General features: G+C 54.9%; 16 protein-coding genes and 1 tRNA gene. 10 read left to right on the forward strand and 7 right to left on the reverse strand.

Annotated features, from left to right (window positions below):
- Positions 1 to 2: 2 nt before the first annotated feature.
- The 3 genes from LJA86_RS13740 to ureG are packed head-to-tail and all read left to right on the forward strand — an operon-like array spanning position 3 to position 1,843.
- Positions 3 to 542, forward strand: a complete 540-nt coding sequence (locus LJA86_RS13740) for a HupE/UreJ family protein (protein ID WP_023619349.1) — start codon at positions 3 to 5, stop codon at positions 540 to 542.
- Positions 542 to 1,216 (forward strand): urease accessory protein UreF, encoded by a 675-nt coding sequence (locus LJA86_RS13745; RefSeq protein WP_229226314.1) that lies wholly within the window; start codon positions 542 to 544, stop codon positions 1,214 to 1,216. The genes LJA86_RS13740 and LJA86_RS13745 overlap by 1 nt, the downstream gene beginning before the upstream one ends.
- A gap of 9 nt (positions 1,217 to 1,225) precedes the next feature.
- A complete protein-coding gene (gene ureG / locus LJA86_RS13750) occupies positions 1,226 to 1,843 on the forward strand; it encodes an urease accessory protein UreG (RefSeq protein ID WP_008503187.1) in 618 nt (205 codons plus the stop codon).
- Between the two features lie 85 nt (positions 1,844 to 1,928).
- Here ureG and tsaD read toward each other — a convergent pair whose 3' ends face one another.
- On the reverse strand, positions 1,929 to 2,942 hold the full coding sequence (tsaD, locus tag LJA86_RS13755) for a tRNA (adenosine(37)-N6)-threonylcarbamoyltransferase complex transferase subunit TsaD (RefSeq protein WP_028014471.1): 1,014 nt from the start codon (positions 2,940 to 2,942) through the stop codon (positions 1,929 to 1,931).
- A 236-nt stretch (positions 2,943 to 3,178) separates the two neighbouring features.
- On the opposite strand from tsaD, the gene rpsU reads away from it, so the two are divergent.
- From rpsU to rpoD, 3 genes are all read left to right on the forward strand, one after another.
- The gene (gene rpsU / locus LJA86_RS13760) at positions 3,179 to 3,394 is read left to right on the forward strand and encodes a 30S ribosomal protein S21 (RefSeq protein ID WP_001144069.1); all 216 of its coding nucleotides are present in this window, start codon (positions 3,179 to 3,181) and stop codon (positions 3,392 to 3,394) included.
- Positions 3,395 to 3,508: 114 nt separating this feature from the next.
- Entirely contained in the window at positions 3,509 to 5,254 is a 1,746-nt protein-coding gene (gene dnaG, locus LJA86_RS13765; protein ID WP_048028960.1) for a DNA primase, read from the forward strand.
- Positions 5,255 to 5,528: 274 nt separating this feature from the next.
- On the forward strand, positions 5,529 to 7,376 hold the full coding sequence (rpoD, locus tag LJA86_RS13770) for an RNA polymerase sigma factor RpoD (protein ID WP_025758549.1): 1,848 nt from the start codon (positions 5,529 to 5,531) through the stop codon (positions 7,374 to 7,376).
- Between the two features lie 438 nt (positions 7,377 to 7,814).
- Here rpoD and mug read toward each other — a convergent pair whose 3' ends face one another.
- A complete protein-coding gene (mug, locus tag LJA86_RS13775; RefSeq protein ID WP_008503183.1) occupies positions 7,815 to 8,321 on the reverse strand; it encodes a G/U mismatch-specific DNA glycosylase in 507 nt (168 codons plus the stop codon).
- Between the two features lie 124 nt (positions 8,322 to 8,445).
- Here mug and LJA86_RS13780 point away from each other — a divergent pair.
- The 4 genes from LJA86_RS13780 to LJA86_RS13795 all read left to right on the forward strand — a co-directional run bounded on the left by LJA86_RS13780 (position 8,446) and on the right by LJA86_RS13795 (position 10,518).
- Positions 8,446 to 8,521 (forward strand) — tRNA-Ile (locus LJA86_RS13780).
- Between the two features lie 680 nt (positions 8,522 to 9,201).
- Positions 9,202 to 9,693 carry a type VI secretion system tube protein TssD gene (gene tssD / locus LJA86_RS13785; RefSeq protein ID WP_167213393.1) on the forward strand — a complete coding sequence of 164 codons (492 nt, stop codon included), beginning with the start codon at positions 9,202 to 9,204 and terminating at the stop codon, positions 9,691 to 9,693.
- Between the two features lie 10 nt (positions 9,694 to 9,703).
- Positions 9,704 to 10,072, forward strand: coding sequence for a tlde1 domain-containing protein (locus tag LJA86_RS13790; RefSeq protein WP_229226315.1), 369 nt, complete (start codon positions 9,704 to 9,706; stop codon positions 10,070 to 10,072).
- Entirely contained in the window at positions 10,069 to 10,518 is a 450-nt protein-coding gene (locus tag LJA86_RS13795) for a Shiga toxin A subunit (protein WP_167213387.1), read from the forward strand. Before LJA86_RS13790 ends, LJA86_RS13795 begins: the two co-directional genes overlap by 4 nt.
- A 181-nt stretch (positions 10,519 to 10,699) precedes the next feature.
- Here LJA86_RS13795 and LJA86_RS13800 read toward each other — a convergent pair whose 3' ends face one another.
- The 5 genes from LJA86_RS13800 to LJA86_RS13820 all read right to left on the reverse strand — a co-directional run bounded on the left by LJA86_RS13800 (position 10,700) and on the right by LJA86_RS13820 (position 14,968).
- Positions 10,700 to 10,900, reverse strand: a complete 201-nt coding sequence (locus LJA86_RS13800) for an ogr/Delta-like zinc finger family protein (protein ID WP_229226316.1) — start codon at positions 10,898 to 10,900, stop codon at positions 10,700 to 10,702.
- Between the two features lie 67 nt (positions 10,901 to 10,967).
- Positions 10,968 to 12,122, reverse strand: coding sequence for a phage late control D family protein (locus LJA86_RS13805; protein WP_229226317.1), 1,155 nt, complete (start codon positions 12,120 to 12,122; stop codon positions 10,968 to 10,970).
- On the reverse strand, positions 12,119 to 12,583 hold the full coding sequence (locus tag LJA86_RS13810) for a phage tail protein (protein WP_111967458.1): 465 nt from the start codon (positions 12,581 to 12,583) through the stop codon (positions 12,119 to 12,121). The genes LJA86_RS13805 and LJA86_RS13810 overlap by 4 nt, the downstream gene beginning before the upstream one ends.
- An 11-nt stretch (positions 12,584 to 12,594) precedes the next feature.
- Entirely contained in the window at positions 12,595 to 14,856 is a 2,262-nt protein-coding gene (locus LJA86_RS13815) for a phage tail tape measure protein (protein ID WP_229226318.1), read from the reverse strand.
- Positions 14,849 to 14,968, reverse strand: coding sequence for a GpE family phage tail protein (locus tag LJA86_RS13820; RefSeq protein ID WP_023616176.1), 120 nt, complete (start codon positions 14,966 to 14,968; stop codon positions 14,849 to 14,851). The genes LJA86_RS13815 and LJA86_RS13820 overlap by 8 nt, the downstream gene beginning before the upstream one ends.
- Positions 14,969 to 14,986 lie beyond the last annotated feature (18 nt).

Below are 14,986 nucleotides of genomic sequence, written 5' to 3' on the forward strand. Positions count from 1 at the left end.
TCATGCGCAAGTTACTCCCCCTGTTACTGCTGGCCTTTTCCGTTCCCGCGCTCGCGCATCCCGGCCACGGCGCCGACAGCTTTCAGGCCGGTTTTTTCCATCCGCTGACCGGGCTCGATCATCTCCTGATGCTGACCGGTGCAGGCGTGCTTTCAGCGCTGAGCGGCCGCAAGCTCCTGCTGCCGTTTGCCACCCTCGGGATGATGCTTGTCGGTGCCGTTGCTGGCAGCCTGCTCGGCGGCTTTAGCGGCATGGAGATGCTGATTATCGCCTCGCTGGCGGTCAGTGGCGTGATGATGTTTAAAACCGAAAATCGCCTGCTGCTGGCGGTGCCTGCCCTGGCGATGTTCCACGGCTGGGCGCACGGCGTGGAGATGTCCGGCCATAACTTCTGGCTCTTCACCAGCGGGTTTATGTTCGCCAGCGCCACGGTGCTGTGCGCCAGTTTCGCCGCAGGATTGCTGCTGCGCCGTCACGACGGGCTGCGTAAAACCTTTGGCGGCGGGCTGATTGTGTCCGCCCTGCTGGCGCTGATGAGCTAATGGAGCACGCCCGTCAGAGGCTGCGCCTGATGCAGCTCTCCAGCAGCAGCCTGCCGGTCGGGTCGTTTACCTGGTCGCAGGGGCTGGAGTGGGCCGTTGAGGCGGGCTGGGTCACGGACGCCGACGCCTTTAAACGCTGGCAGATCCAGCAGATGGAGCAGAGTTTTTTCTGCGTCGATCTGCCGCTGTTTCACCGTCTCTGTCAGGCCTGCGATCGGCACGATCTGGCAACGGCCAAACGCTGGACGGCATACCTGCTCGCCTGCCGGGAAACGCGAGAGCTGCGTGAAGAAGAACGCAACCGCGGGGCGGCCTTTACGCGCCTGATTAAAAGCTGGGAGCCGGACTGCCCGGCAGAATGGCTGGCGCTGTGCAGGCAAAGCCAGCTCTGCGGCATGGCGTGGCTCGGCGTGCGATGGGGCATTGACGTGCGCGAGCTGGCGCTGAGCCTGGGATACAGCTGGATTGAGAGCGCGGTCATGGCGGGCGTCAAGCTGGTGCCGTTTGGGCAGCAGGCCGCGCAGCAGCTGATTATCGAACTGAGCGACCATTTTGCCGCCGGGCTTGAACAGGCCTTTTTACGTCGCGACGACGCGCTGGGGGCAGCAACGCCGCTGTCCGCCATCGCCTCTGCGCGCCACGAAACCCAATATTCACGACTATTCCGTTCCTGAGGAGTCAACATGGCTGATTACAAACATCCCCTGCGCGTGGGCGTGGGTGGCCCGGTAGGGTCGGGTAAAACCGCGCTGCTGGAAGCGCTCTGCAAGGCGATGCGCGATACCTACCATCTTGCGGTGGTAACCAACGATATCTACACCAAAGAGGATCAGCGCATCCTGACCGAAGCGGGCGCGCTGGCGCCGGAGCGCATTGTAGGCGTGGAGACCGGCGGCTGCCCGCATACCGCCATCCGCGAAGATGCCTCAATGAACCTGGCGGCGGTGGAAGCGCTCAGCGAGAAATTCGGTAATCTGGACCTGATCTTCGTGGAAAGCGGCGGGGACAACCTGAGCGCGACGTTCAGCCCGGAGCTGGCGGATCTGACCATCTACGTGATCGACGTGGCCGAAGGGGAAAAAATTCCGCGCAAGGGCGGACCGGGGATCACCAAATCCGATTTTCTGGTGATCAACAAAACCGATCTCGCGCCGTACGTCGGCGCCTCGCTGGAGGTGATGGAGCGCGATACCAACCGCATGCGCGGCGAGCGTCCATGGACCTTTACCAACCTGAAGGCGGGGGACGGCCTGGGGACGATTATTGCGTTTCTGGAAGAGAAAGGGATGCTGCGGGTGTAGTGCGGTTTGTTGCCCGGTGGCGCTGCGCTTACCGGGCCTACAAAACCGTAGGCCGGACAAACGACGTGCCGCCCGGCAAAAAAACTCACGCCTCAGGCAGTTCCGCCAGCGGCCAGCGCGGACGCACGGACACGCTCAGGTCAGACGTTGCGCCAGCGTTCAGGCGCACCATCCCGGCGTAGGCGATCATCGCCCCGTTATCGGTGCAGAATTCCGGACGCGCGTAGAACACTTCTCCGCGACGCTTTTGCATCATCTCGGCGAGCTTCGCGCGCAGCGTGCGGTTGGCGCTGACGCCGCCCGCCATCACCAGACGCTTGAAGCCGGTCTGATCCAGCGCGCGCTTGCACTTGATCATCAGCGTATCCACCACTGCATCTTCAAACGCGCGGGCGATATCGGCGCGGGTCTGATCGCTGTCGTCGTTATTGCGGATCGTGTTGGCTGCGAAGGTTTTCAACCCGGAGAAGCTGAAGTCCAGCCCCGGACGGTCGGTCATCGGACGCGGGAAGACAAAGCGCCCTTCCGTTCCCTGCGACGCCATTTTGGACAGCATCGGGCCGCCTGGGTAATCGAGTCCCAGCAGCTTGGCGGTTTTGTCGAACGCTTCACCGGCGGCGTCGTCGATCGACTCGCCCAGCAGCTCGTACTTGCCAATGCCCGTGACGCTAATCAACTGCGTATGGCCGCCGGAGACCAGCAGCGCCACAAACGGGAATTCAGGCGGATTCTCTTCCAGCATCGGCGCCAGAAGGTGCCCTTCCATATGGTGAACCGGGATGGCCGGCACGTCCCACGCGAAGGCCAGCGAACGGCCAACCGTCGCGCCGACCAGCAGCGCGCCGACCAGGCCCGGACCGGCGGTATAGGCCACGGCATCAATATCGGTTGAGCTCAACCCGGCCTCTTTCAGCGCCGCCTGGATCAGGGGAACCGTTTTACGCACGTGGTCACGAGAGGCCAGTTCAGGCACGACGCCGCCGTAGTCAGCGTGCAATTTCACCTGACTATACAGTTGGTTGGCCAGAAGCCCTTTTTCGTCGTCGTAAATGGCGATGCCGGTTTCATCGCAGGATGTTTCAATACCCAGTACACGCATGACTTGTTTTACCTCGTTTCAATACCGCGCAGTGTAGAGCCTGGGCGGGTTGATGTAAAACTTTGTTCGCCCCAGGAAGAAGGCTCGTGTATACTCCTCACCCTTATTAAAGTCCCTTTCAAAATCGCATCGGTGCTTTACAAAGCAGCAGCATTTGCAGTAAAATTCCGCACCATTTTGAAATAAGCTGGCGTTGATGCCAGCGGCAAACCGAATTTATTAAAGGTGAGAGTTACATGCCGGTAATTAAAGTACGTGAAAACGAGCCGTTCGACGTAGCACTGCGTCGCTTCAAACGTTCATGCGAGAAAGCAGGTGTTCTGGCTGAAGTTCGTCGTCGTGAGTTTTATGAAAAACCAACGACCGAACGTAAGCGCGCTAAAGCTTCCGCTGTGAAACGTCACGCGAAGAAACTGGCTCGCGAAAACGCACGCCGTACTCGTCTGTACTAATTGGTTGAGGGCCTCAGCCCTCAATTGTCAGACAGAGTAATAGTCGTAAGGCCGTGCTTCCGGAAGGAATGCGCGGCTTGTTTTCGTTTATAAGTCGCTTAAATTTTGGGGCATATGGCCGGAAGAATCCCACGCGTTTTCATCAATGACCTGCTCGCCAGAACCGACATCGTCGATCTCATCGACGCGCGGGTAAAGCTGAAAAAGCAGGGCAAGAATTACCATGCGTGCTGTCCGTTCCATAACGAAAAAACCCCCTCCTTCACCGTAAACGGTGAAAAGCAGTTTTACCATTGCTTCGGCTGTGGTGCTCACGGTAATGCCGTTGATTTTTTAATGAACTACGACAAGCTCGAGTTCGTTGAAACCGTCGAAGAGCTGGCGGCAATGCATAACCTTGAAGTGCCGTATGAAGCAGGCAGTGGGCCAAGTCAGATCGAGCGCCATCAACGGCAAACGCTGTATCAACTGATGGATGGCCTGAATTCGTTTTACCAACAGTCTCTTAAGCACTCTGCGGCTGAGCCTGCGCGTCAGTATCTGAACAAGCGTGGACTGAGCGACGATGTCATTGCGCGTTTCGCTATTGGCTACGCCCCGCCCGGCTGGGACAACGTGTTAAAGCGTTTTGGCGGCAATAGCGAAGATCGTAAATCTCTCATCGATGCAGGCATGCTGGTCACCAACGACCAGGGACGAAGCTACGACCGCTTCCGCGAACGGGTGATGTTCCCAATCCGCGACAAGCGAGGCCGGGTAATTGGTTTTGGTGGTCGCGTGCTGGGTGATGCCCTGCCGAAGTACCTCAACTCCCCGGAAACCGATATTTTCCATAAGGGCCGCCAGCTTTACGGTCTTTATGAGGCGCAGCAGGATAACGCGGAACCTCCGCGTCTTCTGGTCGTCGAAGGCTATATGGACGTCGTTGCGCTGGCGCAGTACGACATCAACTACGCGGTGGCGTCGTTAGGAACGTCCACGACAGCGGATCACATCCAGTTGCTGTTCCGCGTGACCAACAACGTGATTTGTTGTTACGACGGAGACCGCGCCGGACGCGACGCCGCCTGGCGCGCGCTGGAAACCGCGCTACCCTATATGACCGACGGGCGTCAGTTGCGCTTTATGTTCCTGCCCGACGGTGAAGACCCGGATACGCTGGTGCGTAAAGAGGGTAAAGCGGCGTTTGAAGCGCGGATGGAGCAGGCTCAGCCGCTCTCCACGTTTTTGTTTAACAGCCTGATGCCTCAGGTCGATTTGAGTACCCCTGACGGGCGCGCGCAGCTCAGCACGCTGGCGCTGCCGTTAATCAGTCAGGTGCCCGGCGAAACGCTGCGCATCTACCTGCGTCAGGAGCTAGGCAACAAGCTCGGCATTCTGGATGACAGCCAGCTTGAACGTTTAATGCCTAAACAGGCTGAAAACGGCACGGTTCGCCCCGCGCCTCAGCTAAAACGCACAACCATGCGTATACTGATAGGGTTACTGGTCCAAAACCCCGAGCTGGCGCCACAGGTGCCGTCGCTGGCGGGTTTGAACCACGAAAAATTGCCCGGACTTGGCTTATTTTCAGAACTGGTCAACACGTGTTTGTCTCAGCCAGGTCTGACCACCGGACAACTTTTAGAGCATTATCGCGGCACAAAAGAGGCCGCTACCCTTGAAAAATTGTCGATGTGGGACGATATAGCAGATAAGGACATTGCAGAAAAAACGTTCACCGACTCACTCAACCATATGTTTGATTCGATGCTTGAGCTGCGCCAGGAAGAGTTGATAGCTCGCGAGCGCACACACGGTTTAAGCAGCGAAGAACGCCGGGAGCTCTGGATGATTAACCAGGAACTGGCAAGAAAATAAGTGAAAGACAAAATCATTCGCGTTGTATCAAGGCAGCAAGCGAACGAAGCCCTGGGAGTGTACATAAGTACATGACCAGGATGAGAGAACGCAGCTAACGCAGAGACAACGTGAAGGATGAAGTATTTAACGGCTTAAGTGCCGAATATCGATCGGGAAGCCCCCGGCAGCCGCACTGAGAGGCAGCGGCAAAAATATAAGTACGCCCTCGCTTTAAAGGTTGGCAGCCCCATCGCCGACACCAATCAAACGAATTAAGTGTGGATACCGTCTTATGGAGCAAAACCCGCAGTCACAGCTGAAACTTCTTGTCCAACGTGGTAAGGAGCAAGGCTATCTGACCTATGCCGAGGTCAATGACCATCTGCCGGAAGATATCGTCGATTCAGATCAAATCGAAGACATCATCCAAATGATCAATGACATGGGCATTCAGGTGATGGAAGAAGCACCGGATGCCGATGATCTGTTGCTGGCTGAAACCTCCAACAACACTGACGAAGATGCGGAAGAAGCTGCTGCACAGGTACTGTCCAGCGTGGAATCTGAAATCGGGCGTACCACTGACCCGGTCCGCATGTACATGCGCGAAATGGGTACCGTTGAACTGTTGACCCGCGAGGGCGAAATTGACATCGCAAAACGCATCGAAGACGGGATCAACCAGGTTCAGTGCTCTGTTGCCGAGTACCCGGAGGCGATCACCTATCTGCTGGAGCAGTACGATCGCGTTGAAGCGGAAGAAGCGCGCCTGTCTGACCTGATCACCGGTTTTGTCGACCCGAACGCTGAAGAAGATATGGCGCCTACCGCCACTCACGTCGGTTCTGAGCTGTCTCAGGAAGAGATGGATGACGACGAAGACGAAGATGAGGAAGAGAGCGACGACGACACCGCGGACGATGACAACAGCATCGACCCGGAACTGGCGCGCGAGAAGTTTGCCGAGCTGCGTACCCAGTACGAAGTGACGCGTGACACCATCAAAGCGAAAGGCCGCAGCCACGCTGCCGCTCAGGAAGAGATCCTGAAGCTGTCTGAAGTGTTTAAACAGTTCCGCCTGGTGCCAAAACAGTTCGACTACCTGGTGAACAGCATGCGCGTGATGATGGATCGCGTACGCACCCAGGAACGTATCATCATGAAGCTGTGCGTTGAGCAGTGCAAAATGCCGAAGAAGAACTTCATCACCCTCTTCACCGGCAACGAAACCAGCGAAACCTGGTTCAACGCGGCTATTGCGATGAACAAGCCGTGGTCTGAAAAACTGCACGACGTGAAAGAAGACGTGTATCGCGGCCTGCAGAAGCTGCAGCAGATTGAAGAAGAGACCGGCCTGACCATCGAGCAGGTTAAAGATATCAACCGTCGCATGTCCATCGGGGAAGCGAAAGCCCGCCGTGCGAAGAAAGAGATGGTTGAAGCGAACTTACGTCTGGTTATCTCTATCGCCAAGAAATACACCAACCGTGGTCTGCAGTTCCTGGATCTGATTCAGGAAGGCAACATCGGTCTGATGAAAGCGGTAGATAAGTTTGAATACCGTCGTGGTTACAAGTTCTCCACCTACGCAACCTGGTGGATCCGTCAGGCTATCACCCGCTCTATCGCGGATCAGGCGCGCACCATCCGTATTCCGGTGCATATGATTGAGACCATCAACAAGCTCAACCGTATTTCCCGCCAGATGCTGCAGGAGATGGGTCGCGAGCCGACGCCGGAAGAGCTGGCCGAGCGCATGCTGATGCCGGAAGACAAGATCCGTAAAGTGCTGAAGATCGCCAAAGAGCCAATCTCCATGGAAACACCAATCGGTGATGATGAAGATTCGCATCTGGGTGATTTCATCGAGGATACCACCCTCGAGCTGCCGCTGGACTCTGCCACCACCGAGAGCCTGCGTGCCGCAACGCACGACGTCCTGGCTGGCCTGACCGCCCGTGAAGCGAAAGTCCTGCGTATGCGTTTCGGTATCGATATGAACACCGACCACACGCTGGAAGAAGTGGGTAAACAGTTCGACGTGACCCGCGAACGTATCCGTCAGATCGAAGCGAAGGCGCTGCGTAAGCTGCGTCACCCAAGCCGCTCTGAAGTGCTGCGTAGCTTCCTGGACGACTAACCTGTCCTGACCGTGAAAAAGCTCCCAATCGGGAGCTTTTTTTTTGTTTATTCCCTCTCCCTTTGGACTGTGGGCTCCCCAGTAATTTATAAGCAGAAGCAATAACCTTGTTTCAGAACGAGTGAAGACTTTCAGCGATGCTCTGGTCCGGCTGTAAATCGCTGAGGCGTTTCCTGCAGGCCGGGGCGAGGCGCATGGATGCGCCGAGAGGGCGGGTCGCCAGGGTGGTGGCGACTGAGCCATCCTGGCACGTTCACAGGTCATGTCGTGACAGAGTAGCAAGGAACATAAAGTGAACGGAATGACCACCACGGCCGTATATTCCCCTCACCCTAACCCTCTCCCCGGAGGGGCGAGGGGACTGTTCCGTGCTGCCATAACGTTGTGGGGATCCCTCAGTCATGTGGGGAGAGGGTGAGGGCATCAGGCCGCAGAGGATTAAAGCCCCCGCACCATCAGCGCCTCATCCAGCTCCCGATACGCCTCTACCAGCTTATCCAGCGTCGCCCTGTTGAGCCCGCTCGGGTTCGGCAACACCCACACCTGCGTCACGCCAATCATGATGCTCTGCTTACCCCACTTAGCCCCGCGCTGGCTAAATGCTTGCTCGTAGGCCTGCTTGCCGAGGATCGCCAGCGCGGCAGGCTGGTAGTCTTCAATCTTCTTCACCAGCTCCCGCCCGCCGCTGCGCAGTTCATGCAGGTTGACCTCGCTTGCCTGCACCGTCGGCCGCTCGACCAGCATGGTTATGCCGCAGCGCGTGTCCAGCAGGTGCTGCTCCTCTTCAGGCTTGAGTAACCTGTCGGTAAACCCGGCCTGATAGATCACCTTCCAGAAGCGATTGCCCGGATGGGCAAAGTGAAAACCGGTGTGCGCCGAGGACTTGCCCGGGTTAATTCCGCAGAACACCACCCGCAGGCCAGGGGCCAGAATATCGTTGATCATCTTTACTCCCGCTGATACATCGTTATGGAAGTATAAAGGATTGATTATGCGTTGTTTATAAAAACAGCAGGCAGGTGTGAATGGCTGGATTGCTGCGGGGAGTTACTTTATAATTCACCGCCACGGCCCCTTAGCTCAGTGGTTAGAGCAGGCGACTCATAATCGCTTGGTCGCTGGTTCAAGTCCAGCAGGGGCCACCAGATACAGCAAGGGCTGGCGCTAAATGCGCTGGCCCTTTGTTTTTTCCGGGGATATACCGGGGATATTTCAGAAAAGTAGCCATAGTGATTTATGGTTAATTTATGACCACCCACACCATCTCCCCCCTACCTCCAGCGCTGTGGTTCCCAATTAACTTGCCAGTCCATACACAATGAAAACGCATATATAGACACAGAAAAATGTCGGTTCAGTTGGTTCACAGTTCTGTAAGCCACGCTAGCAATGAATTTATTCGAACCAACATACGGCAAGATGAGGTTAGTTCAGCCCCGCAAAAAGTTACTGGTGGCACAGATAGATTGAGCCAAAAAGTCATTAAATCACGCCGAATTCACAATTATCTACCAGGTGCTGTCCTCTAATTCTCGGAGGGAAAATCCCTGAGGGAAATTTTCGCCTGTTATTTTTGGTTTTTTCATGGATGTAATCATGCGTGCTTCTGGTAGTGGCCGTAAGCTCACCAGACTTTACGTAATGCGGTTAATCAACTAATAACTCAAATCAAGAATGAATTAAACCGATTCACTGAAATTATTATTTATATTCATTTATTAAAAAAACAAATATAGGTAACAATGGTGATATAAAAACTTACAACCAGAAAAATAATGAAGGAGTATTGTTTGGTTAATTTGTCAACTAAATGGAGTTAATTAGCATGGCTATACCCATTTATCTCCTGCTTTGCAACGATGAAGGGAAGCAGATAAAAGGTGGCTCTGATGTTCGTGGCCGGGAAGGCAGCATTGAAGTAGTAGGTATGCAGCACGATTTGTTTATTCCTGCCGATAACATGAGTGGAGCATTAACCGGAACGCGACAGCATGAGGCGTTTACATTTGAAAAAGAGATAGACCCATCAACCCCACTTCTTTACCGGGCCTTAACTACAGGTCGGACCCTGGCAAAAGCCGAATTCAAACTTTACCGCATCAATAATAACGGCATGGAAGAAGAATATTTCAATGTCGTGCTGGAGAACGTGAAGGTGTGCCACGTTGTGCCAATTATGTTTGATACCAAAGATCCCGATTTCGAAAAACACGGGCATATAGAGCATGTAGGCCTGCGTTACGAAAAAATCACGTGGAGCTATGTCGATGGCAACATCCAGCACGCCGATAGCTGGAAAGACCGTAAAACAGCATAAGGAGATCACCATGGCTAAATGGCTTTATAAGCAAAGCACCGGCGAACTGTTTAAAGATGGAAAACTGATTGAAACAGGTTACTCCGGCGCCCTCACCAATAAAAATAATCCAGACCGTGAGCATGTTCGCGGTATGGGGCCAATTCCACGCGGTATATGGAAAATCGGTAGTTCCGGCACCAGCAAAGGACCGCTGACAATTAAACTGAAACATATTAGCGGCAATTCATACGCGCGTGACATGCATTCTTTCCGTATGCACGGTGATAAGCGCGTCGGTATACCCGGATACGCATCTGAAGGCTGTATTATTATGAGTCCTTCAACCCGTCTACTTGTGAGCAATGATATAGGCGCATTGCTGGAGGTTGTACGATGATCCGCATAATTGCAATTTCCATCGTATTGTTGCCTGTGTGTGCAATGGCAGCTTCTACGGGTGGTGAATGTGCAGCACCCGGTCATTATATCGAAGGTATGCTGCTAACCAGCATTAAGAACGAGCTCGGCATTGATCTGACGTCTATCCAGTACAGCAAAACAACAGTGGAAGTGCTTGATGTGCTGCCAGTGTCAGATGTATTCGCCAGAAAAATGGCGATTGCAGATAGCCAGGCAGATTTAGAGAAATCAGCTGATATCAGGCTTTCTGAGAATGATTATTACAATATGTATCACGACAGGCATGTACTGACCGTGACGGCAAAATATACTTTTACGGACAAAAAAGGCAAACGTAGTGAATTCATTTCTTCAGCGTTCGTCAACGATGATGAATGCTCAGTACGGTACAATGGTTTTTTGACTTTATCGCGCGAATTTTGAATAGCAAAATCCAGGCATAAAAATGAGCATTACGCAAAACCCGACGAAAGGCAGTTTTTTCCGCCTTCAAAAAGTGATGTTGCCTTTTGGTGTCTGGTCGTAATCCTCCGGTGGGTGCTGCTGGCTTCATATAATTAAGCCACTCAATTGAGTGGCTTTTTTATTGTTTTTTTTAAACCCGCTAACCCTGGCTCAGCGAAGCCGCCTGGACACGTCCAGTGGCACCAGGGGTCGCAATCAGACGCTCTACGGACTCCATCGTCACGAACGTACAGCTGCAGTCCACATTGGTGCACTGGTGATAGCGCTCTTTGGTATTTTCACTTAGATAGCGACTGGTACGCGCATGCGCAGAGTGCTTGCACTTAGGACAATGAAACATGTACCCCCCCACTTAATTCACATTTTGTGAATCAATAATACCCAAAATAAAACCAATAGCAACTACATTACTCACTATCAACAGTAAATTTTTCGTCGCTGACGTTCAGCTCAAGCTTAAGCTGCGTGGTAAATCCGCTATCGTTGAGGGTATGCACCACTTCGCTGATGATCCACGCCTGCTCGTCGATGACGCGTTTAAAACCGTTTACCAGCACCGGCGTTTCTGGGAACAGATCGGCGCGTCCCAGGGCAAGCTGGATGGAAAACTCTACGGTTCCCCGCTGAAGCGCGCGCCACTTAGCCTCTGCGGCCCTGAGCGCCTGCTCTTCAGAGGCATAAACCGTGGTGAGCTCAAATACGTTTTCCGCCGTTCCCACCAGCCTCTCTTGCGGCTTCTGCTCCTTGCCTCCTGTTTCCGCTACTGGTGCGACGGCATCCGGGTGCTGCAGTGCTTCTGTCGGCTGCCCCCCTGATTGACGTGAAATACTCAATTGAGGATTTTGTTGCTTTGGGTCGCGCGTTTGCAGCCATTTGGCTGTCACGCCGGAATAATTTTCACGGTCAGCGACGGAAAAAAGATGCTTATCGCCATCCCCACGCTCAATCATCATTAAGGGAATCGGCGTGCCGCTGGCCGTCACGGCCTGGCCCGCTTTCATAAAGATAATCTTCCCGGCTTTGATTGAAACAAATGCTCCATTACGTTCAGCAAGGCGGGAGAGGAACGCCGCGTCTGTCTCCTGAGACTGGTCAATATGAGAGATGGCGATGGATGCAAGCCCCGACGCGACGCTGGCGGTCAACTGGTTACGCTGAGCGATGGTATCGACTATCGCGCCGATCGTCGTGTCATGCCATGACTGTTCGCGCCGCACGTTTAGCTTTCCACGAAAATCCGCGCTGCATCCCCGAATCGTCAGCGTGTCCGGCGCGCCCCGGAATTGAATCGCATCAATCGTAAAGTCCCCTTTCTCCTCGAGCGGGGTTCCCTCCCATCCCAGCCATAAGGAGAGCCTTGCCCCCCGGGCCGGCAAGTCTAGTAGCCCGTCGGAATCATCCAGTTGAATATCCAGCTGATCGGCTTCCAGCCCACGTTTGTCGATCATGCTCAGACTGATAAGACGGTGGCTGAAATTCTGTGTGACATCGCGATCGTCAAGCTTAAGCATAAAATCAGGGGCGATTTTCCCACCCGCCCGGATATTCATTTCGGTGATCATCCCACCAGCCCTCCAATGCTATTACGTGCGCTCGTCACCAGCTCTTCGGCCTGGGTTCTCAGATCGCCAAACATCGTCATCAGCGATTCGTCCACGCGTTTCAGTTCCAGCGTAAAATTAATTTTTCGGGCGGTACCGTCACTGTAAAAATCCGAATGCGTATGCGTGACTTTTTCAATGATAAACATGCCGTGAATGATGCCGGTACCGTCTATCAACGGCCATGCCCGCCCCTCATTCGCCATCAGCTCAACCGCCTTGAGGGAAAGCCGCCCTCCCGTGAGCTCAGGATAAAGCAGTCCGGAGAGGGTAAAAGATGTCTCGCCTTCGCCAAGGTACTGCCAGGCTTTAGGTTTCCCGATCCGATCGTTGGACGCCCAGCGGTAATCCTTTGTAAACTGCATTGTCTGATAGGGTAAGGTTCGTCGTTCAAAGACAAACAGACCCAGCACCATTAACATTTTATCTCTCCTCAACCATACATTAAGCTGGATTGCTGCCGTCTCGCTTTATCCTGTTCAATGCTATCTATTGTCTCCCGGATTTGACGCGTCAGATCCGTTGCGGAGGCCGTGCCCCCCTGCAGCGTGATGTGATATTCGCTTTTACTCTGATCGACGTAAGAGCGTCCTCCCGGCACGAGGGTTGGCTGATACCCCTGGCCGCCGCCAGAGATCCCCGCAACCGGAATGGACGCACTGCCCGCAGGAGAGGATGTCGCGTCTGCTTTTGCCGCCGCGGCATCGAGATTACCCGACTCGTTTTTGATAAGACCGAGTTTCTCCAGCAGCCAGCTGGCCTTGCCGCTCAGGCTGTTAAAGAGATTAAGCGGTGCCATTAACGCATCACCCAGCGCCTGTCCAAAAATCACGCCAGCGTTTTTACAGCCATCCAGCGTTTCCTGCGTCGCCTTGATCGGCGTAATCAAGTCGGTGAACCATTGCCAGATACCGCCCAGCTTCTCCGAGATAGCGTCAAATACCGCCATCACCGGTGAGAACAGCGCACCCAGCGGTGCGAAAGCCGTTGAAAGCCCTTCCATCACCCCGCCAAAGAAGGCGCTGATGGGCTCCCAGTATTTGAAAATCAGCAAAGCACCGGCGGCAATCGCCGCGCCAAGGGCTATCAACGGCCAGCTAAGGGCGCCCAGCACCGTCATGACGGCACCGCCCACCACGCTGAATACCGTTCCTAACATCCCGGCCGCGGTAATAACCATATTGATGCCCGTCAAAACCGGACCAATAACCGTGCCTACGCCACCCAGTACCCCAACAAACGCCTGCGCGCCGACAACAATGCTGGCAAGGGTCTGCGTCAGCTCAGGGTTGGCATTCACCCACAGGGAGGCCGTGCCAAGCCAGCCGGTTGCGGTTGTTATCAGGTTGCGCAAAGCGCCATCTGCTTTATCAAATACGTCAATCTTCAGCCCGCTCCACGCGGCCTGGAATTTGCTGATATCGCCGTCAAGATTGTCGGTCTGCACGGAAGCCACGAGCGCGGCACTGCCTGTTGCCCCCTGCAACTGCTGGCGTTTTTTATCAAGCGCGCCGTTACCCGCGGCTGAACGCAGTGCATCCGGAGCCTGTGGCTGTCGCAGCATCGCGCTGAGCGCGTCCCCGGCGGCGGCACCGTTCATTCCCTTTTCCGTCAGAACGCCAAGCTGCGCGATTGTCTCTTCAAGACCCATACCGGTCGCATCCGCAGCGGGCGCAGCGGAGGTGACGGCCGCCGCCATCTCAACGAGACTGGTGTTCGAAGAGGTAAACCCGCGGGTAAGTAAATCTGCGATGCGTCCCGCATCCGTATCGGTCAGGTTATAGGCGGCCTGCGTGCTGGCGATCATATCGGCCGCTTTAGCCGCGTCGACATTCCCCGCCAGGCTGAGGTTAACCGTGGGTACAGTGGCAGCAATAACCCCATCGGCGTCGTAGCCTGAACGAGCCAGTTCGGTTTGTGCTCGGACGACCGTATCTGCGGGTACTCCGGTCCTGGCACTGACCTCCCGCGCCTGCTGGCGAATGGCCTCAAGCCGGGCGTCGCCCTTCTCCAGACCAAGGCTTGCCTGAATAGTCGACATCTGTTTTTCAAAACTGATGCCAGGCGCCATAAACCGGGACGTCTGATCAAAGCCCGCTTTGGCCATGCCCACGCCCGCATTAGCCAGTTGATGCACCCGCGCGGCAACGCGTTTGCCTGACTCGTAGCGATTCTGAACGGTACTCAGCTGCGCCTGCTGCTGATTGACGCGGGCCAGCGCATCCCGCTGTCGGTTAAGCTGCTGCGTTTTTTCGCCGATCTGACTTTTTAAACGACGCTCATCCGACGAAAGCGTTCGCGTGTTGATTCCCGCCTGAGCGAGTTCAGTCCGCTGACGCTGTACCGAGTAACGTAAGCTGTTGTACTCAAGCTTGAGGTTGGCTGCCGATTTTCGGGCTGCGGACAGCGCATCAGCCTGTGCCTGAGTAGGGTTTTGTGTGTTTTTAAACTGCAACGCCAGCGCCGCCGCCTGCTGTTTCGCCTGAGCAAGCGACTGCTCCGTCGTGGCGAGCTGGGCATTTGCTTTTCTGAAGCCGTTAATACGCCCCGCCTGCTCGTCGAGCGCCCCCAGCGCCGTCTGCGAATCATGGATATCGCTCGCGAGAGTCAGGCTGGCGTTCTGGAGAGCGTTAAGCGGTCGGCTTGCACGATCAACTGCCTTAAGCAGCTCCTGAAGACTGACATTATTACTCATGGTGGTTTCCGCTTCGCTGCAGCGCTTTTTCGCGCCATAAGAGGAGTTCGGTCACGCTAAGGGAGTACAGTTCTGACGGCGGCCAGTGAAAAATCACCGCGATATCCGCCATCAGATCGTCGACCGACAG

Origin of the sequence: Enterobacter sp. TCD1-1 (assembly GCF_020567405.1) — a bacterium.
Taxonomy (GTDB): domain Bacteria; phylum Pseudomonadota; class Gammaproteobacteria; order Enterobacterales; family Enterobacteriaceae; genus Enterobacter; species Enterobacter quasiroggenkampii.